Genomic DNA, 18,625 nt, shown 5'->3' on the forward strand with positions numbered 1-18,625 from the left:
GCCGCGCCCGGGGCGCACCGCGTCCCGGCGGTGCCGCGGCCCCTCTCAGACCTCGGAGAGCAGACCGCACAGGCGCGCGTGCCAGGCGCGCGCCGAGGTGTCGGTCAGGGAGGCGATCTGGTCCACGACCGCCCGGGTGCGACCCGCGTCGTCGCCGGCCTCGTTCCAGGCGGCGGCGAAGATCGGCTCCAGGTGGGCACCCCCCGTGGACAGCAGGACGTCGGCCAGGTCGAACAGCTCGGTGCGCTGACGCAGGTAGACCGGCTCGTGCTCGCGCGGGGCCATGACGTAGTGCACCGCGGCGCCCTTGAGAACCAGGATCTCGGCAGCGGTCCCGTCGGGGATGACCAGATCGGCGTCGTAGCGGGTCAGGGGGCCGGACCCGAAGAGGTCCCGGGTGGCCGAGGCGACGGCGGAGACGAAGCGCCCGATGAGCTGGCTGGTGAGGTTCTTCAGCCCGGCGGCGTCCGCCGGCGCGCCCCCGTAGGAGAGGATCCAGCTGGGCTGGCGGGCCAGGCGCTCCCAGGCCGCGCCGAGCGCCGCACGGTCGAGGTCGGTCCCGTACCAGGCGCGGGTGTCCTCGATGACGGAGTCCACCTCGCGGTCCTCGCGCAGGCGAGCCGGGTCCATGCGCTGCAGGGCGATGGCGTCCTCGACATCGTGGACGGAGTAGCCGACGTCATCGCAGAAGTCCATGAGCTGAGCCTCCAGGCAGCGGCGGCCCGTCGGAGCCCCCCGTCTCATCCAGTCGAAGATCTCACGGTCATCGTCATAGCAGCAATACTTGCGCGCGCTCCGGCCCTGCGGCCCGCCGGGCCCCTCGCCCCTGGCCCAGGGGTACTTGGCGATGGCATCGAGACTGGCCCGCGTGAGGTTGACGCCCACCGAACGACCGGAGGCGTCCAGGGTCTTGGGCTCCAGGCGGGTCAGGATGCGCAGGGTCTGGGCGTTGCCCTCGAAGCCGCCGATGGACTCGGCGACGACATCGAGCGCCTTCTCGCCGTTGTGCCCGTAGGGCGGGTGGCCCAGGTCGTGGGACAGGCAGGCGGTGTCGACGACGTCGGGATCGCAGCCCAGGGCCTGCCCGAGGGCGCGACCGACCTGGGCGACCTCCAGGGAGTGGGTCAGGCGGGTGCGCACGAAGTCGTCGCTGGAGGGCCCCAGGACCTGGGTCTTGGCGCCCAGGCGCCGCAGCGCCGAGGAGTGGACGACGCGCGCCCTGTCGCGCTCGAAGGGAGTGCGCTGGGGATTCTTCGCGGGCTCGGGCACGAAACGGGCGATGCCGTTCGTCCCGTAGCCGATGGGATGCCCCCGCTCCCCGCCGACGGGCCCGTGATCGTCGCCGGGGCCGGAGCCGTGCGACGACGCCCCGCGGGCCGACTCGTGAGTGGATCCGTGGACGGATCCGTGGATGGACATGGCCACAAGGTATCGCAACAGGGGGTTACTATGAGATATAAACTTGTGCGATTATCCTGTTCGTCCGTGAGGCCGCGGGCGACGGAGCACGCGGATCGATCGGCCGGGCCCGACCCGGCGGAAAGGAGCTGGATGCCGTGACCACCACCACGACGCTCATCCACCGCGTCTACAACGGGCCACTGGAGTGGTGGCGCGACGGCCTCGTCTACGAGATCGACTCCTTCGAGGTCAGCGCCGCCGATCTGGACGAGGCCCACGGCATTCTGGACCATGTCGCCTCACTGGGCTTCAACGTGGTGCTCGTGCGCCCCTCCCGGGTCCCCACCACCGGAGACCTGTCCTCCTTCCGCTCCTTCGCAGGCCGGGCTCATGAGCTCGGCCTGCGCGTCATCACCAGGATCTCCGGGGCACTGGGCCCCGTCACCGGAATCCACGCCCGCGACGCGGGCCCGGTCTTCACCGGCCAGGAGCGGGGTCGGGAGGGTCTCATGGAACGCGCGGCCGCGTTCCTCGCCGAGGGGGCCGACGGAGTCGACCTGGGCACGATCGTGCCCCCCGAGGTCAGCACCGAGACCGACCTGAACCGGCTCAGCGAGCACTTCGCCATCCTGCAGGCCATCGTGGCCGAGCACGTCGACGACGGCCTCATCGGAGCCGACGTCTCCGCGGACTACCCCTCCGCGCTGCGCCATCACCTGCAGGACGACTGGCTGCACCACCTGCGCGACGACGCACTCGTGCTCACCCGCTGGGACGCTGGCTCCCTGACCCGGCACATCACGCACTCCCTCGACGAGCACGACCGTTTCGGAGCCCCGCCCGCGTGGCGCTACCTGCCCAGCTACCGACTCGTCGAGTCCACCGACCCCGGCGATGGGCGCCGCTGGTTCGAGACCGGCGACGAGGAGCGCGGACGCCGGTCGCTGGCGCTGCAGGCGCTCGTCCTCGCCCTGCCGGGATCGGTCTATCTGCGCCAGGGCGACGAGATCAGCCTTCCGGACAGGGACAAGCCGACCAGCACGCAGGAGCTCGCCAGGCTGATCGAGGAGCGCTCGGACGAGCAGGGCGTCCAGTTCGGCTCCCCCCTGGCCACGGTGCGTCACGCCACCTACGTGCGGCGGGAGCACGCCCTGGCGACAGGGCCCTTCGCCTTCGTCGTCGGGCTCGACTGGTGCCCGACGGATGTCCTGACCTTCCTGAACCGCGACATCCTGGTGCTGGTCAACACCTCCGAGCAGGGCGTGGCGCTGCCCGAGCAGGCCCAGGTGCTGCTCGCCTCCGGGGCGCTGCTTCAGGAGGACAGGCACCTGGAGGTGCCACCCACGACGACGGTCTGGCTCTCGGCCTCGACCGTCGCCTGAGCCCCCACCCCATCCCTCCCCATCCGAGACTCCGGCGCTCCGGTTCGAGCGCCGACGACCAGGGCCCTCGACGCGCCGCCGCCCGCTGGCGCCGCCCGAGCCCGTGGAAGGCCGCCGATACGGCCGGGTGCCTCGTGCGTTCACGAGTCCTCAAGGGAAGTAAAGCAGATCACATTTCGTAAAGCGTGCCGAGTCCTTGTAATGCTTGCACGCCCGCGTTACATTTTTTTGCAACGGGCTCGCCCTCCCTTTCAGATTCGAAGGAGAATCACGGTGACTCTCAACCGCCGGTCATTCCTGTCCATGACCGCCATCGCCAGCACTCTCGCCGCCGCGGCCTGCGGCTCCAACGCCGATAACTCCGACTCCCAGGGGGGGGGAAGCGCGTCCTCCGACGGCGGTGACGCCGTCGCCGCCGACACGACCGCCGACCTGGTCATCTGGGCCGACGAGAAGAAGGCCCCCTCGATCGAGGAGTTCGCCACGCAGTGGGCCGACCAGCAGGGCGGATTGACGGTCGCCGTGCAGGTGGTCGCCAAGGACCTCCATACCAACTTCATCACGGCGGACAGCGCGGGCAACGGCCCCGACATCGTCATCGGCGCCCATGACTGGATCGGCAAGTTCGTCCAGAACAACGCCATCGCCCCGGTCCTGCTCTCCGGGAAGGCGAAGTCCAACTACTCGGACACAGCGCTGAAGGCCGTGACCTACAACGGGCAGACCTACGGCGCCCCCTACACCGTCGAGGCCCTCGTCCTCTACGTGAACAAAGAGCTGACCGAGAAGACCTCTCCGGCGACGGTCGAGGAGCTGGTCGAGGCGGGCAAGGCCTCCGGCGCCCAGGAGACCCTCGCGCTTCCCGTCGGCGAGGAGGGCGACGGCTACTTCATGCAGCCCTTCTACTCCTCCGCGGGCGGGTACCTGTTCGGAACCAACCCCGACGGCACGTACAACACCGGGGACCTGGGGGTCGGCGCCGAGGGCTCCGTGACGGCCGGCACTAAGATATCCGGTCTTGCGAGCGACGGCGTCCTCAAGACCTCCATCAGCACCGACAACGCGGCCGACCTGTTCACCACGAAGAAGACTCCCTACCTCGTCTCCGGGCCCTGGTCCCTGTCCAGCATCAAGGAGGCGGGCATCGACTACGCCATCGCGAAGATCCCCGGGTTCGAGGGGATGAGCGAGGCCGTTCCGTTCGCGGGCGTGAACGTCTTCTACGTGGCCCAGAACGGCCGCAACCGGTCCATCGCCGAGAGCTTCGTCGCCGATGTCGCCAAGGACTCCACCGTCGCCGAGGCCATGTTCGCCAAGAACGAGCTCCCGCCGGCCCAGAAGGACCTGGCCGAGAAGCTGAGGTCCTCCAACCCCGACATGGTGACCTTCTTCGACATCGCCAACAACGCCACCCCCATGCCGTCCATCCCCAAGATGGCCGAGATCTGGCAGCCCCTGGGGCAGGCGGAGGCCAACATCATCAACGGCAAGGACGCATCATCCGAGATGCAGGCCGCCGGCAAGTCCATCAAGGACGCGCTCGGCATCTGATCGAGCGCCCATGAGTCCGGCGCGGGCGTCGCGCCGGACTCGCGCGCCGTCGGAGCCAACCGCGCGGCGCCCGCAGTCACCGCCCCGACCCTCGTCCCGCCACCTGAAAGGTCTGTCCGCGACAATGACGTCATCCTTCCTCAAGAACGCGCATCTCCCGAAGCGGGAGAAGACCACCACGATCCTCTCGGTACTCATCCGCGTCCTGGCGCTCGGGGCCGCACTGGCCCTGGCGGCCTACCTCGTGCCGCTCCTCGTGCACTACAGGATGTGGGTGTGGCTGGTCATCGTCGGCGCAGCCACCGCGGCGATGTTCCTGCTGTACTCGACCAGGCGCTTCGTCCCCGGGAAGTACCTCTTCCCCGGGACGTTCTTCCTCGCCGTCTTCCTCATCATCCCCATCGTGCTCACCGTCCAGATCTCCTTCACGAACTACGGCGACTCCAACCGCGGCACGCGCACGAAGGACGAGGCGATCTCAGCCATCATCGCCAACTCCGTCAAGCAGACGCCCGACTCCCCGACCTACAACCTGCGCGTGGGAACCACCGGCAGTGTCACCGACGGCCCCTTCACGCTGTTCCTGGTCGATCCCGACACCAGCGAGATCTACACGGCCACGGCCGGTTCCTCCCTCGAGCCCGCGGAGCCGGGCGCCGTCACCCTGGAGGGCGGCAAGGTCACCGCCGCCGAGGGGTACACGCTGCTGAGCGCCAAGGAGGTCAATGCCGCCTCGGCCAAGATCAACGAGCTCGACATCTCCATCGACGACGAGCACTTCCTCCAGGTCAAGGGATTCAACCAGGCCGTGGTCGCAACGGCCTCGATGGTCTACGACGAGGACAGCGACACCCTCACCGACACGAGCACGGGGAACATCTACACGGTGCAGAGGATCGGCACGTCCGACTTCTACGTCAACGGCAACGGCACCGCCCTCGACCAGTCGTGGCAGCAGAACGTCGGCCTGGCGAACTACGTCAGGCTCTTCACCGACTCGTCCATCCTCGGCCAGTTCGGCCAGGCCTTCGTGTGGACGCTGGTCTTCGCCTTCGGCTCGGTGCTGCTCACCTTCGTGGTCGGATTCTTCCTGGCGCTGGTCCTCAACGACGACCGCATCCGCGGCAAGAAGCTCTACCGGTCCTTCCTGCTCCTGCCGTACGCCATCCCCGGCTTCGTCTCCCTGCTGGTGTGGGCCAACTTCTACAACCACGACTTCGGACTGATCAACGAGCTGCTGCACCTGCACATCAACTGGCTCGGAGATCCCACCATGGCCAAGGTCGCCGTCCTGCTGACCAACCTGTGGATGGGCTTCCCCTACATGTTCATCGTGTGCACGGGCGCCCTCCAGTCGATTCCGTCGGACGTCAAGGAGGCCGCCAAGGTCGACGGCGCGACCGGCATCCAGACGACCCTGCGCGTCACCGCGCCCCTGCTCCTGGTCGCGGTGGCCCCGCTGCTGGTGAGCTCCTTCGCCTTCAACTTCAACAACTTCAACGCGATCGAGCTGCTCACCGAGGGCGGCCCCTTCGCCACGGCCGGCGATATCAGGGGCGGGACGGACATCCTCATCTCGATGATCTACCGGATGGCCTTCGGCCACGCGAGGGCCGACTACGGCTTCGCCTCCGCCGTCTCGGTGGTGCTGTTCGCCATCACCGGCGTCCTGGCCGCCCTGCAGTTCCGCGCCACCAAAGCGCTCGAAGACGTCAACTGAGCGTGGAAGGAAAGCATCATGACGACTGATCAGTCCAAGCAGCCCGAGTCCGCCACCACCGCCGACGCGAACCGGATGACCTTCGCCCACTGGTGCCGCGAGATCGGCTGGCGCCATCTCGTCGGCGTCCTCGCCCTCGTCTTCGCCGCCATCCCCGTCCTCTACATCCTCTCAGCCTCCCTCAACCCCCAGGGAACGCTGAGCACCACCACGCTCGTCCCCACCAACGGGGTCAGCCTCATCAACTACAGGATCCTCCTGTCCGGAGAGCGGGGCCCGTTCCTGCACTGGTACCTCAACACGCTGATCGTGTGCGCCGTGATCGGCGCCGCCCAGGTCTTCCTGTCGCTGCTGGCCGCCTACGTGTTCTCCCGGTTCCGGTTCAAAGGACGTCGTGGCGGACTCCTGGCCCTCCTGCTGATCATGATGTTCCCCGCCACGCTGTCCATCATCGCGATCTACAGCATGATGAGCGACCTGGGCAAGGTCATCCCCTTCCTCGGTCTCAACACCCTGAGCGGGTACTGCCTCGCGCTCATGGGCGGGGCGCTCGGACAGGTCTGGCTCATCAAGGGGACGTTCGACACGATCCCCAAGGAGCTCGACGAGGCCGCCATCATCGACGGCTGCACCCACTGGCAGGTGTTCCGCATCATCCTGCTGCCCACGCTCAAGCCGATCATCGCCACGACCTTCCTCCTGGCATTCGTCGCAGTGATCTCCGAGTTCATCCTGGGGTCGATCTTCCTGACCGACAACTCCACGAAGACCCTGGCGGTGGGCCTGCAGGCCATGGTCGCCGGCAACAACAACTCCGCCAACCTCGGCACCTTCGCCGCCGGCGCCGTCCTGACGATGGCTCCCGTCATCGCGCTCTTCCAGTTCTTGCAGCGCTACATCGTCGGCGGCTCGATCGCCGGCGCGGTCAAGGGCTGACCGAACTCCATCCCCCGGCTGGCCTCGGAGGATCCGTCGACGGCTCCCGGCGCCCATCGGCCTCGTCGCCCGCGCCCCTCGGTCCCGTCGCTCCCGGCCCTCCGCCCCGGCCCGCCGCGCCTCACCGGATGCCGGAGCCGCGCCGGTCCGCCCCGCACCGCGGGCGGACCGGCGAGCGCCGTTCTCCTCCGGACCCTCCTCCTCGAGGATCGCGACGGCACGCTCACGTTCCCGGATGCTGGAGGGGGAACTCGTCGCACGGGAAATCGAGGGCCCGAATTCCGATACCATCCACCCGTCCTCCCCGGAACAGGACGCGCGCCCACCCGGATCGGCACCTAGGAGATGACCACCGTGCAGCAGCGCCTCACCCTCGCTGACATCGCAGAGCAGGCGGGGGTTTCCACCGCCACGGTCTCACGTGTCCTCAACGGGAAGTCGAACGTGGCGGAGGTGACCCGGCGCCAGGTCCTGGTCGCCCTCGACCTGCTCGGCTACGAGCGCCCCGAAACACTGCGGCAGAGCTCACGGGGGCTGATCGGCCTGGTCGTCCCGGAGCTGAACAACCCGATCTTCCCGGCCTACGCCCAGGAGATCGAGCAGCTCCTCGCCTCCAGCGGGCACACCCCCCTGCTGTGCACCCAGACCCCCGGGGGCACCAGCGAGGACGAGTACATCGAGATGCTCGTGGACCGCGGGGTCTCCGGCATCATCTTCGTCTCGGGACGCCACTCCGACACCGGCGGCGACGTGACCCGCTACCAGCGGTTGCGCGAGCGGGGCGTGCCCCTGGTCACCATCAACGGAAACGCCCCGACCATCAGGGCGCCCGGGTTCACCGTCGACGACCGCGCCGCCGCCCGGATCGCGGTGGAGCACCTCGTCAGTCTGGGGCACCGCCGCATCGGACTGGCCACGGGCCCCCTGCGCATGGTTCCCGCTCAGCGCAAGCGCGCGGGCTACGAGGATGCCCTGCGATCCGCACTCCCCGACCGGCCGCTGCGAGTCTTCGAGACGCTCTACTCCTACGAGGGCGGCACCATCGCCGCGGGCCGCCTCATCGACCAGGGCTGCACGGGCATCATCTGCGGCTCCGACATCATGGCCCTGGGCGTCATCAGCGGCGCCCGGGGCCGCGGACTGTCCGTTCCCCACGACCTGTCCGTCATAGGCTACGACGACTCGGCGCTCATCCCCATGACCAACCCGCCCCTGACGACCGTGCGCCAGCCCGTGGCCGCCATCTGCCGCGCCGCCGTCACCACCCTCATGTCCGCCATCGCCGACGAGGACGTGCCCGACACGGAGATGCTCTTCGCCCCGGATCTCATCGTGCGCGGCTCGACGGCACCGGTTCCCCGGTCGCCGGCCGCCGACGGCGTCAGCGCGACCAGGAGCGCGCCAGTCGCGCCCCCATCTCGGCCAGACGCCTCCTGACGGCGGCCGGCCCGCCGGCATCCCAGTCGGCGAGGCCCGCCCCCGCCTCCTCCAGGGCGTAGGACCCCACGACGCCCGCCCCGGCGAGCTCGCCCCGGGGGAGCACCGACCGACCCGCCACGAGCACCGCGGGCAGCGCCAGGGCGCCGGCGGCCGCACCGACCACGGCGATCACGCTGTCGGCGAGCACGTCATAGACCTCCCCCGCGCTCGTGATCACCAGGTCCTGCCCGTTCACGGCGTCCTCCAGGCCCAGCAGGTGGGCCATCGCCCGGGCCCCGGGCACGGCCCGGGCCCCGAGGGCCCGCAGCACGGCCGCACCGCCCCCGGCCGCCCCTGTGCCCCAGGACGACACCGACAGACGCTCGTCGTGACCGACGGCCGCTCCCGCCAGGATCGGCGCCCCCCGACGCGAGGCGCCGATGAGATCGATCGCCTGGGAGGCCGCCCTGCACGCCAGGCGATCGCGCTCCTGGGCCTCCGACGGGCTCAGGGACGTCAGCGTCGTCAGAGCCTGGCCGGCGCCCGCCAGCCCGCCCAGGGCGATGTCATCGGCGAGGGCCAGCAGCACCTCCCGCCCATCGAGGAGCGAGCGGGCCGTCGCCGGCCCGCCGAGGCCGTCGAGCAGCCCGCGGCCGCCGTCGTGCACCGCCGACCGCGCCAGGCCGACGACGAGGGTGTCCCCGGGGCCCAGGAGAGCCAGCGCCTGGGCGAGGGCCTCCCCCAAACCATCGGTGGTCCCCTCGCGCGCCTCACGGGCGGCCAGCTCGGGGTCCGCGGGCAGAGCGGTCAACCGGGCCGCGTCCAGGAGCCAGGTGCGTCCGGATCCGCCCCGCGCCCGGGCGCCGTGCGCCCCGCGAAGCTGCAGCAGGTCGACCTCGCGAACCTCTCCGAGCGGGCTGTACGCCTGAAGAGCGCGCCGGGCCGACACGATCCCGGCCCCGACCGCCTGAGCGGTACCGGGCCCCCCGTCGGGAATCGGCAGCGCCGTCAACGCGTCGTCGTCGCGCCTCGCCCTCCACCCCGAGGCGATCGCCGACGCCACCTCGGGGGCCGTCAGGCCGGCGTCCGGGGAGACGACGGGCGCGCCGCCCGGCTCGGGGTACATGGCGCCCGTGGCCAAGAGGATCCTCATACGAGTGCCGCCGCACTCACCGACGAGCCCCGGTCCCGTCGGCGTCCCCGGCTCTCCCGTCGTTCCCGCCGTCGTCGATCACCCCTCCCAGGCGGGCCAGCAGCAGCGCCTCACCGGTGACGACGCGCTCCAGGTCGCCCAGGTGCATGGACTCGTCCTCGCTGTGGGCGCGGGTATCGGGATCCTCGATGCCGGTGACGAGCACCTGGGCGTCGGGGAAGGTCGCCTGGAGGGTGGAGATGAAGGGGATGGACCCGCCCTGACCGATATCGACGCAGTCCCGGCCGAACGCGGTGGTCAGCGCCCAGTGGGCGGCACGGCCGGCCGGGCTGTCCGAGGAGCCGTCGAAGGCGGGTCCCGCCTCGCCCTGCGTCACGGTCAGGCGGGCGCCGAAGGGAGCATGGGCCTCGAGGTGGGTGCGCAGCGCCTCCATCGCGGTCGCCGGATCCTGCCCGGGCGCGATGCGCATGGACAGGCGGGCCGTGCAGGCCGGGGCCAGGACATTGCCCGCCAGCTCCAGCGGGGTGACGTCCATGCCGATGACGGTCAGGGTCGGCCTGGTCCACAGGCGCGCGGTGAGGTCGCCGGTGCCGACCAGGTCGACGCCGTCCAGGACTCCAGCGTCGGCGCGGAAGTCGGCCTCGGGGTACTCGGGGAAGTCCGGCGCGGCCTGCGGACGGGAGATCAGCCCGGGTACGGCGACGTCGCCGTTCTCGTCGTGCAGCGTGGCCACCAGACGGCACATGGAGGTCACCGCGTCCAGGACGGGACCGCCGTACTGGCCGGAGTGCAGGGCGTGGTCCAGGACGTCCAGGCGCACGTCCGCCTGGACGACGCCGCGCAGGGACGTGGTCAGGGCCGGGATGCCGACCCTCCAGTTGGATGAGTCGGCGACGACGATGACGTCGGCGGCGAGTCGGTCGCGATGAGCGGCCAGGAAGGCCTCGAAGGAGGGCGAGCCGACCTCCTCCTCCCCCTCGACGAACACGGTCACCGAGCAGGGCAACTCGCCGCTCCCGAGCTCGGCGAGGACGCGCAGGGCGTGGACATGGGCGACGACGCCGGCGCCGTCGTCGGCCGCGCCGCGTCCGAAGAGACGCTCCCCCCGACGCTCAGCGGCGAAGGGATCGTCCTGCGCCCAGGCGGAGGGGTCGCCGACGGGCTGGACATCGTGGTGGGCGTAGAGGAGCACGCGAGGAGCCCCCGCGCCCCCCTCGCGGTGGGCCAGAACCGCTGGACGGCCCATGACACCGTCAGGGCCCGGAACGCTGAGGACCTCGGCGTCCAGGCCGGCCCCGCGCAGCAGGCCGGCGACGTGCTCGGCGCTGCGGCGCACCTGAGCCTGGTCATGGCTGGAGGCGGACACGGAGGGAATGGAGACGAGCTCGACCAGGTCGGAGACGATCGTCTCGAAGGACTCGTGGACGGCGGAGCGCAGGGCGGCGACGGTGATCATGGTTTTCAGGGTATCGCGGGTCAGCCGCTACCCTGTGACCGTGAAGCTGTTCAAGAAGCGCGACGCTGCGCCCGAGCCGGTCGTCGAGCCCCCCGTCAAGTCCGGCGGCAAGGGCCGCGCCACCCCCAGGCGCAAGGACGCCGAGGCGCGCCGCCTGCACCCGGTCGTCCCCACCGACCGCAAGGCGGCCAGAGCGGAGGCGCGCGCCAAGCAGAACGAGGCCTGGAAGCGTCAGCGCGAGGCCATGAGCACTGGCGACGAGCGCTACCTGCCGGCGCGTGACAAGGGGCCGATCAAGCGCTACGTCCGCGACTACGTCGATGCTCGTTTCTGCCTGGGCGAGACCTTCCTGCCGTTGAGCATCCTGCTCATCGCGAGCATGATCGGCATTCAGACGCGCATGCCCCAGGTCGGGCTGCTCCTCATCATGGGCCTGTACGCGGTGTTCCTCCTGTCCATCCTCGACGCCGTGGTGTGCTGGTGGCTGGTGCGGCGCCGGCTGCGGGCCAAGTTCGGGCCGGATAAGGTGCAGTCCCAGGGCATGATCTTCTGGTACGTCTTCTCGCGCTGCTTCAATCTGCGCCGCTGGCGCCAGCCCTCCCCGCAGGTCAAGCGCCGCCAGTACCCGTCCTGAGCACCCCGCGCCCCCGATCCCATCCGCGCCCCGCCCCTCCCCCGACTCCCCGCGGCCTCCCCTCCCCCGGGTCCCCGGCGGCCATCGACCCCCGATGCCTGTCCGCCGGCCGCGGACAGGCATCGGCGCACCGTGACGACGGCGATGCCGGAGGGCCCGGGCGGCCTAGGCTGTGACCATGGTCGCTTATCGTCATCTCGGCAGCTCCGGGCTCAAGGTCACGGAGATCACCTACGGCAACTGGCTCACCCACGGCTCCCAGGTGGAGGCCGACACCGCCGTCCAGTGCGTGCGCACCGCGCTCGACCTGGGCATCACCAGCTTCGACACCGCCGATGTCTACGCCAACACGCGAGCCGAGGAGGTCCTCGGCAAGGCCCTCGCGGGACAGCGGCGCGAGGGCCTGGAGATCTTCACCAAGGTCTACTGGCCCATCGGCCCCAAGGGGCCCAACGACGTCGGCCTGTCCCGCAAGCACATCATGGAGGGCATCGACGGCTCGTTGCGCCGCCTGGGCACGGACTACGTCGACCTCTACCAGGCGCATCGCTACGACTACGAGACCCCGCTGGAGGAGACCATGCAGGCCTTCGCCGACGTCGTCCGCTCCGGCAAGGCCCTCTACATCGGGGTCTCGGAGTGGACCGCGGACCAGATCCGCGCCGGCCAGGAGCTCGCCACCCGGATGGGCTTCAGGCTGGTGTCCAACCAGCCCCAGTACTCGGCGCTGTGGCGGGTCATCGAGGACCGCGTCGTGCCCGCCTCCTCCGAGCTCGGCATGGGCCAGATCGTGTGGTCCCCGATGGCCGAGGGAGTCCTGTCGGGCAAGTACCTGCCCGGTCGGCGGCCGCCGGCCGGGTCGCGCGCCACCGATGAGAAGGGCGGTAGGGACATGATCGCCCGGTGGATGACCGACGAGGTCCTCACCGCCGTCCAGAAGCTGGGTCCGATCGCCGCGGACGCCGGGCTCACCATGCCGCAGCTGGCGATCGCCTGGGTCCTTCAGCACGACTACGTCTCCGCGGCCCTGGTGGGAGCCTCCCGGCCCGAGCAGCTGACCGAGAACGTCAAGGCCTCGGGCGTGAGGCTCGGCGATGACGTCATGGAGGCCATCGACACCGCCCTGGGCGATGTGGTGGAGCGCGACCCGGCCCTCACCCGCTCCCCGGAGAGGCGCCCGGCCTGAGGACGACTCGGCATCGCGCTGATCGCCCCGATCGCCCTGGCCGTACCCGGCTGTGTCGGCCGTATCGGCCGACACCGATGAGGCGCGAGGCAGCCCGTCGAGGAGCAGCCGTCCTCGGCGGGCACAGCGCGCCATCCGCGCTCAGCGACGGCCCCGCAGACCCGCCCGACAGGCCTCGACCAGGGCGACGACCACGATGCACCCGCCGGCCACCGCGGCGGGCAGGTTCCCGAGATGCAGGTCGTCGCCGATCGCTCCGGTGACCATGCTCCCCACGGAGACGCCCAGGACGTTGCCCGTCGACGCCATGGCCATGACGCCGGTGACGCGACCGGCTGGAGCGAGCTCCTCAACCCGCGAGTAGCAGGTCACCAGGGTCATGCCCACCGCCGCGCCCAGGCACAGGATGACGGCCTCCGCGAGAGTGGTGGACGGCACGCTCATCAACGCCAGGGAGCACAGGAGCACGATCGCTCCGCCGACAGCGGTTTTCCGCAGGCGCCCGATGCGCAGGCCCGGGCTCATGAAGCCGACCAGGGCGGAGGTGATCCCCATGGATCCGTAGACCGGACCGGTGAGTCCCGGCGTGCCGTGGGCCGCGTGAACAGCCGTCAGCGCCGTCTGAGTCGTGCCGAAGACGACGCCGATCCCCATGACGGTGAGGAGAACGGGAAGGAGATCGCCCACCGGCGCCCCGGAGGAGGCGCCGCGCAGCGCGCTCCGGTCGCCATCGGATCGCGCCCGGTCCGGCCCCGAACGGCCGATGCGCCGGTGGGCCAGCAGCCACGCGACGAACAGTCCCTCGCCGAGCAGGGTCAGAGCCCCGAGCGCCACGACCGTCCCCCGGGCTCCCAGGAGGACGACGAGGCCCCCGGCGGCGACGGGCGCGATGACGAAGCTCGTCTCGTCGGCCGCCGTCTCCCAGCCCATGCCGACGCGGACGATCCTCAGGGCGCGGGCGGGCGGGCCGCCGGCGCGCGCGATGGAGGACCACACGGCACGCGCGACCGATCCCGCCTGCGGATTGGCCATGCCCATGATGGCGCCGGCCACCAGGATGATCCAGTCGGCCAGCGCACGACTCAACGCGCCCCAGATGGCGATCAGCGCGGCCATCTGGATCACAAGTGCGCAGGTGGTGACCCTCCAGGCGCCCGCGCGATCGTGCAGACGACCGATGAACGGCGCTCCGAATGCGGTTCCCAGACCGACGGCGGCGACCACGGCGCCCGCGAGCGCCAGGCTCCGCCCCGCGGCGGAGACGACGAGGAGCAGGCCGAGCTGGTTCATGGCGGCCGGAAGACGGCCCAGGTAGGCGCAGACGAGGAAGCCGGGCCCGGCCGCGTCCAGAAGGGTGCGCACGGGGGACTCCGAGGACGTCGAGGACTCGGGAGATCCGGAGGAGGAGAGGGATGCGCTGGATGAGGAAGAGGGGTCGGAGATGTTCATGGGCATTGAGAGGCACGTCCGAGAGGTCGACGACTGCGGCTGCCAGCCCGACCTCACAGGCAGCCCCTTATCCCTCTTCCCGCGTCGTGGCGCAGGCTGCGATCAGGTTATCAGAGACCGGCCGATGGCCACCCGTCATGATCGCCGACGTGTCGTGGCCAGGGCCCGGTTGATGCGACCGGGCCAGGCCGGGCCGTTGTAGACGAAGGCGGAGTAGGCCTGGAGCAGATCCGCGCCCGCATCGAGCATGAGCTCGGCGTCCATGATGGAGGAGATGCCGCCCACCCCGATAATGGTGGGACCCTCCCCCAATCGGGCGCGCAGGCGGCGCACGACCTCCAGGGACCGCGGCAGCAGCGGAGCGCCGGACAGACCGCCCTCGCCCAGGTCGTGGTCGATCGTGGTGTTGGTGGCGACGACGCCGTCCAGTCCCATTCGCGTCACCAGGTCCGCCACGGCGTCGATGTCCTCGTCGGCCAGGTCGGGGGCGATCTTGACCAGGAGCGGCACGTGGCGGCGCGCGGCGGCGTCGCCGGCCTCGCGCACGGCCTCCAGGATGGGGCGCAGCGCGTCGACGTTCTGGAGGGTCCGCAGGCCGGGCGTGTTCGGGCTGGAGACATTGACGACCAGGTAGTCGGCCCAGCGCGCCACGACGCCGGCGGAGTAGCGGTAGTCCTCGACGGCATCGACCAGTGCCGTGGCCTTCGTCTTGCCGATATTGGCGCCCACGACGATGGAGCGGCCGCGCGCGGTCGCCCGCAGGGCCCGCAGGCGCCGAGCGGCCTCGTCGGCACCGGGGTTGTTGAATCCCATACGATTGCGGATCGCGCGGGTACGCGGGTGACGCCACATGCGGGGCCTGTCGTTGCCGTCCTGGGCGCGGGCCGTGAAGGTGCCGATCTCGACGAAGCCGAAGCCGAGCATGTCCATGCCCTCCACGGCCCGCCCCTCCTTGTCCATGCCGGCCGCCAGGCCGAGCAGACCCGGCACGGGTCGCGCGAAGGGACCGCCCTGGTTGGCGCTGGGCACGGGCAGGATGGGGCGACGCCCCCACATCTGCCTCACCGCATCGCGCGCGAGCGGAATCCTGCTGGTGACCTCGATGGCCTTGATGCATGCGTCGTGGATCAGCTCGGGGTCGGTACGCGTCAGGACGGTCTTGTACAGCAGGTCGTAGAGCACGTCGCCAGCGTACTCGGACGAGCGCCGGCGCGACGTTACGCTGGCTTCGGCCCCTCCCCTCCCCCGAGGTCACCATGAGCTTCAACCGCGATATCAAGATCGATCCGAACCGCGTCTCCACCTCGGGCGGGAGGCGTGGCGCCGCCGACCAGTACACCCAGTGCCGCATGGCGGCGACGGCCGAGTCGCTGGACGCCGACTCGTGGACTCACGGATCCTCCGAGCAGCGGGTCCGCTGGTTCACGACCGGCATGGACTCCGGGTCGGTCCAGCAGTGCAGCACCTTCGAGGCGCCCGGGCGGAGCCTCTGAAGAGTCTCCGAAGAGTTCCGAAGGCCCACGTCGTCAGCCGAGCCGCTCGAGGTTGTTCCTATCGAGGGTCGTTCGACGTGGTCCTCGACCATATCGCAACGAGAGCGCGTCCTGGGAGAAACGATGAATATCGGCGAGAAGGCGCTGCAGACCAGCGGCTTCAACGAAGCTGGTGTAGCGGCGGCCATGATCGCCCCACAGGACATCCTCGGCGAATAGGCAGAGCTTCCCGCACGTCTCCGGGGCCGTACCACCGGTGATGAAAGCCGTGTCCTGGCACGGTTGGGCGCCGTCGGCGCTCCAGTGCCGAAGACGGTCGTGATCCCAGCCGGGGTCGTCAAAAATGAGCTCCACGTATTCCCGGGCGCCGTCGTCGCCGACGAGAATGATATCAAATGCGCGTCGTCGGTCAGGATGAGCGAAACTCGAGTATCCTGTGACGACGACGTCATTCATACTCGCCATGATCTGCACGGACTCGGGAGTGTCATCCGTAAGACTGGTATAGTCGGAGTTGATGACCGCAGCATTGTGCAGATGAACATCCTCAGCCGATGCGCCAGTGAGGTAGCAGCACAAATCGAGCGGATGTACGACCTCGCTGACGACGCCCACAGTGGGCCGCGGGTCATCGAAGCGGTTCTTCGCCCAGGTGAAGTCGATCCGTGCGATCCGCAGATCGCGTCGACGTGTCTGGGCGAGGACGTGGTCAACTGCCGGAGAATAGCGTTCGATACAGTTCATAGCAAATCTGTCGCCACTCTCCCACACCCCCGCCCAGCGATCAGGAACGGAATCTTGAGGCGCAACGAGGGGCTTCTCCGAGAGGACGAATCCGTCGACGCGCTGAAGAATATTGAGGATACTGAGATGCTGGTCGTCATTGGCGGCGTTGATGACGACATCAGCACCCTCATACATCAGATGAATCCGCGCAGGATCATCGGGCAGTGCGGCAGTGTCCGCACGCGAATAAGTGCGCGCATCGATATCCTCCCCCCTTCCCGCGGCGACGTGCTCGAAGGCTCGGACGAGCCGCGTACCGGCGTAACCGGCGCCGATGAGGTCGATTCTCAGAGTCAATGCAGTTCCTTCCTCAGGTGCGGTTCGTCGTTGATCACGTAGCCCAGGCGCGCGTACATCCGCAGTGCACTCGGAGTGGAATCCAAGTAGATGGCATCCGCACCACGGGCGGCGAGCCAGTCCTCGGCCGCCCGGGTCAGGGCGGTGCCGAGTCCGAGTCCTCGGGCGGACCTGTTAACATAGACGCCCTGAATCCAGCCCTCGAAGCCCTTCGGGTTAGCAGGATTGGCCAAGCGACGATCGATGATCGCGGTCGCCACGCCCATGGGCGCAGCGTCCGCGACCGCGAGAAAGGTCGCCTGCGCCGACACGGTTCCGTTGATCTCCTCCTCCAACTGCGCACGATAGGCCGCTTCCCAGCCGCCAGCATCGCCTCGGGCCCAATGAGCCTCGCCAGCGGCAAGAAGACTCCGGCGCAATGCCAGCACGGACTCGATATCGGCGCGGGTGGCCCGTCGCACTGCGACTGTCGAGTGGGCGACGCGCGTCATCGAATTACCGGACACTCTTCTTGTTCTCGGAGATTCCCAGGCGAGCGAAGACCTCATCAAGGGAATCGGCGAGGCGGGTGACCTGCTCCGCAGTGTGAGCAGGCGTGGCGTTGATGCGGAAGCGACTGGTGCCCGGCGGCACTGTCGGCGGATTGATCGGCTGGATGTAGATCCCGTATTCATCGAGTAGCGTCGCCGCGGCGGCCCGACAATCGCGGGCGTCGCCGATGAGAACCGGAAGCACGTGCGTCGTCGAGGACGACATGATCTCGATGCCGCGAACATCCAGTTCGTGTCGCAGTTGCGCGGTTCGGCTCTGCAGTAGATCACGTGCGTGATCGTCGGCACGGACGATCTGGATACTCGCCCGGCAGGCGGCAGCCACCGCCGGGGGCATGGAGGTCGTGAAGATGAATCCCGGAGCGAAGCTGCGCACGGCGTCGACGAGCCAGTCGGGACCCGCGATGAACCCTCCTATCACGCCAATGGCCTTCGCCATCGTCCCCTGGATCACATCGATCCGGTCGAGGACGCCCTCTCGATCGGCGATCCCGCGCCCCTGCTCCCCGTAGAGTCCGATAGCATGAACCTCGTCGAGATAGGTCAGGGCGTTGTACCGGTGAGCGAGGTCGATGACTCCGGGGAGGTCGGCCGTATCGCCGTCCATGGAGTACACGGATTCCAGCGCAATGATTTTGGGTGTAGATGGGTCGTCGGCGGAGAGAAGCTCCTCGAGGTGATTCAGATCGTTGTGGCGCCACACACGACGACCATTCTTATTACGGCGGATCCCGGAGATCATGGACGCATGATCGAGTGCGTCGCTGTAGATCAGCAGATCCGGATATATCATACTGAATGCCTCTAACGCAGCATCATTGGAGCCGTAGCCCGTCGGGAAGGCCAGGGCACGCTCTTTGCGGAACCAGTCCGTGATCTCCGCCTCGAGAAGAGCGACCTCCTCGTGGGTGCCCCCGATGTTACGGGAGCCGCCGGCCCCAGCGCCGTAGCGAGCGGCGCTCTCCTGCATCGCGGCGATGACCGTCGGGTGCTGAGACATGGCCAGATAGTCGTTACTGCACCAGACCTGCACATCTTCATACATGCCGTCATCACGCTTGACCGTAGCCATGGGATACTGTCCAGCATGCCGATTGAGGGTCACGAAGGTCCGGTAACTGCCCTCCCGCTTAAGATCGTCGAGACGCTCGAGAGCCGTGTCCGCGTACATGGAGAATTCCTTTCCCTCCCATCTCTTCTCGTCGTGGTCG

Annotated in this window: 16 protein-coding genes; 8 read left to right on the top strand and 8 right to left on the bottom strand. The window is 69.2% G+C overall.

All coding sequences use genetic code 11. From position 1 onward, the window contains the following. Nucleotides 1–45 precede the first annotated feature (45 nt). On the bottom strand, nucleotides 46–1,419 hold the full coding sequence (locus G448_RS0107725; protein ID WP_051268748.1) for a deoxyguanosinetriphosphate triphosphohydrolase: 1,374 nt from the start codon (nucleotides 1,417–1,419) through the stop codon (nucleotides 46–48). A gap of 137 nt (nucleotides 1,420–1,556) precedes the next feature. Between G448_RS0107725 and G448_RS0107730 the strand changes: the two genes are divergently transcribed. The 5 genes from G448_RS0107730 to G448_RS15675 all read left to right on the top strand — a co-directional run bounded on the left by G448_RS0107730 (nucleotide 1,557) and on the right by G448_RS15675 (nucleotide 8,427). Beyond that, nucleotides 1,557–2,783 carry an alpha-amylase family protein gene (locus tag G448_RS0107730; RefSeq protein ID WP_026407523.1) on the top strand — a complete coding sequence of 409 codons (1,227 nt, stop codon included), beginning with the start codon at nucleotides 1,557–1,559 and terminating at the stop codon, nucleotides 2,781–2,783. 273 nt (nucleotides 2,784–3,056) lie between these two features. After that, entirely contained in the window at nucleotides 3,057–4,334 is a 1,278-nt protein-coding gene (locus G448_RS0107735; RefSeq protein WP_026407524.1) for a sugar ABC transporter substrate-binding protein, read from the top strand. 124 nt (nucleotides 4,335–4,458) lie between these two features. Then, entirely contained in the window at nucleotides 4,459–6,054 is a 1,596-nt protein-coding gene (locus G448_RS0107740; protein WP_026407525.1) for an ABC transporter permease subunit, read from the top strand. An 18-nt stretch (nucleotides 6,055–6,072) separates the two neighbouring features. Further along, complete coding sequence (locus tag G448_RS0107745; protein ID WP_026407526.1) at nucleotides 6,073–6,990, top strand: sugar ABC transporter permease; 918 nt, start codon at nucleotides 6,073–6,075, stop codon at nucleotides 6,988–6,990. A 354-nt stretch (nucleotides 6,991–7,344) separates the two neighbouring features. After that, complete coding sequence (locus G448_RS15675; protein WP_084436508.1) at nucleotides 7,345–8,427, top strand: LacI family DNA-binding transcriptional regulator; 1,083 nt, start codon at nucleotides 7,345–7,347, stop codon at nucleotides 8,425–8,427. On the opposite strand, the gene G448_RS0107755 is transcribed toward G448_RS15675, so the two are convergent. Both G448_RS0107755 and G448_RS15680 read right to left on the bottom strand, forming a co-directional pair. Continuing rightward, a complete protein-coding gene (locus G448_RS0107755) occupies nucleotides 8,372–9,562 on the bottom strand; it encodes a glycerate kinase (protein ID WP_026407527.1) in 1,191 nt (396 codons plus the stop codon). The two genes, G448_RS15675 and G448_RS0107755, sit on opposite strands and share 56 nt — an antisense overlap. A 16-nt stretch (nucleotides 9,563–9,578) precedes the next feature. Next, on the bottom strand, nucleotides 9,579–11,018 hold the full coding sequence (locus G448_RS15680) for a dipeptidase (protein ID WP_051268738.1): 1,440 nt from the start codon (nucleotides 11,016–11,018) through the stop codon (nucleotides 9,579–9,581). 40 nt (nucleotides 11,019–11,058) lie between these two features. On the opposite strand from G448_RS15680, the gene G448_RS0107765 reads away from it, so the two are divergent. Both G448_RS0107765 and G448_RS0107770 read left to right on the top strand, forming a co-directional pair. Beyond that, nucleotides 11,059–11,652 (top strand): DUF3043 domain-containing protein, encoded by a 594-nt coding sequence (locus tag G448_RS0107765; protein ID WP_026407528.1) that lies wholly within the window; start codon nucleotides 11,059–11,061, stop codon nucleotides 11,650–11,652. Between the two features lie 178 nt (nucleotides 11,653–11,830). Next, a complete protein-coding gene (locus tag G448_RS0107770) occupies nucleotides 11,831–12,838 on the top strand; it encodes an aldo/keto reductase family protein (RefSeq protein WP_026407529.1) in 1,008 nt (335 codons plus the stop codon). 141 nt (nucleotides 12,839–12,979) lie between these two features. Here the strand turns inward: G448_RS0107770 and G448_RS0107775 are convergent, their stop codons facing one another. Both G448_RS0107775 and G448_RS0107780 read right to left on the bottom strand, forming a co-directional pair. Continuing rightward, complete coding sequence (locus G448_RS0107775; RefSeq protein ID WP_026407530.1) at nucleotides 12,980–14,200, bottom strand: MFS transporter; 1,221 nt, start codon at nucleotides 14,198–14,200, stop codon at nucleotides 12,980–12,982. A gap of 222 nt (nucleotides 14,201–14,422) precedes the next feature. Next, nucleotides 14,423–15,469, bottom strand: coding sequence for a quinone-dependent dihydroorotate dehydrogenase (locus G448_RS0107780; protein ID WP_026407531.1), 1,047 nt, complete (start codon nucleotides 15,467–15,469; stop codon nucleotides 14,423–14,425). 74 nt (nucleotides 15,470–15,543) lie between these two features. Here G448_RS0107780 and G448_RS19200 point away from each other — a divergent pair, with 74 nt between their 5' ends. Continuing rightward, complete coding sequence (locus tag G448_RS19200; protein ID WP_026407532.1) at nucleotides 15,544–15,780, top strand: neutral zinc metallopeptidase; 237 nt, start codon at nucleotides 15,544–15,546, stop codon at nucleotides 15,778–15,780. A gap of 33 nt (nucleotides 15,781–15,813) precedes the next feature. Here the strand turns inward: G448_RS19200 and G448_RS0107790 are convergent, their stop codons facing one another. From G448_RS0107790 to hemA, 3 genes are read right to left on the bottom strand one after another with little or no spacing between them, the layout of a single operon-like run. Next, nucleotides 15,814–16,863 carry a Gfo/Idh/MocA family oxidoreductase gene (locus G448_RS0107790; RefSeq protein ID WP_026407533.1) on the bottom strand — a complete coding sequence of 350 codons (1,050 nt, stop codon included), beginning with the start codon at nucleotides 16,861–16,863 and terminating at the stop codon, nucleotides 15,814–15,816. Further along, a complete protein-coding gene (locus G448_RS17550; RefSeq protein WP_169720833.1) occupies nucleotides 16,860–17,354 on the bottom strand; it encodes a GNAT family N-acetyltransferase in 495 nt (164 codons plus the stop codon). Before G448_RS17550 ends, G448_RS0107790 begins: the two co-directional genes overlap by 4 nt. A gap of 4 nt (nucleotides 17,355–17,358) precedes the next feature. Further along, nucleotides 17,359–18,585 carry a 5-aminolevulinate synthase gene (gene hemA, locus G448_RS0107800; protein WP_026407534.1) on the bottom strand — a complete coding sequence of 409 codons (1,227 nt, stop codon included), beginning with the start codon at nucleotides 18,583–18,585 and terminating at the stop codon, nucleotides 17,359–17,361. Nucleotides 18,586–18,625: the final 40 nt, after the last annotated feature.

Source organism: Actinomyces gerencseriae DSM 6844 (genome assembly GCF_000429265.1).
GTDB classification, from domain to species: Bacteria; Actinomycetota; Actinomycetes; order Actinomycetales; family Actinomycetaceae; genus Actinomyces; species Actinomyces gerencseriae.

Coding starts and splice junctions, on each gene's coding strand:
- G448_RS19200 (WP_026407532.1), top strand. CDS start 15,544: ATGAGCTTCAACCGCGATATCAAGATCGATCCGAACCGCGTCTCCACC.
- G448_RS17550 (WP_169720833.1), bottom strand. CDS start 17,354: ATGACGCGCGTCGCCCACTCGACAGTCGCAGTGCGACGGGCCACCCGC.
- G448_RS0107770 (WP_026407529.1), top strand. CDS start 11,831: ATGGTCGCTTATCGTCATCTCGGCAGCTCCGGGCTCAAGGTCACGGAG.
- G448_RS0107725 (WP_051268748.1), bottom strand. CDS start 1,419: ATGTCCATCCACGGATCCGTCCACGGATCCACTCACGAGTCGGCCCGC.
- G448_RS15680 (WP_051268738.1), bottom strand. CDS start 11,018: ATGATCACCGTCGCCGCCCTGCGCTCCGCCGTCCACGAGTCCTTCGAG.
- hemA (WP_026407534.1), bottom strand. CDS start 18,585: ATGTACGCGGACACGGCTCTCGAGCGTCTCGACGATCTTAAGCGGGAG.
- G448_RS0107745 (WP_026407526.1), top strand. CDS start 6,073: ATGACGACTGATCAGTCCAAGCAGCCCGAGTCCGCCACCACCGCCGAC.
- G448_RS0107755 (WP_026407527.1), bottom strand. CDS start 9,562: ATGAGGATCCTCTTGGCCACGGGCGCCATGTACCCCGAGCCGGGCGGC.
- G448_RS0107740 (WP_026407525.1), top strand. CDS start 4,459: ATGACGTCATCCTTCCTCAAGAACGCGCATCTCCCGAAGCGGGAGAAG.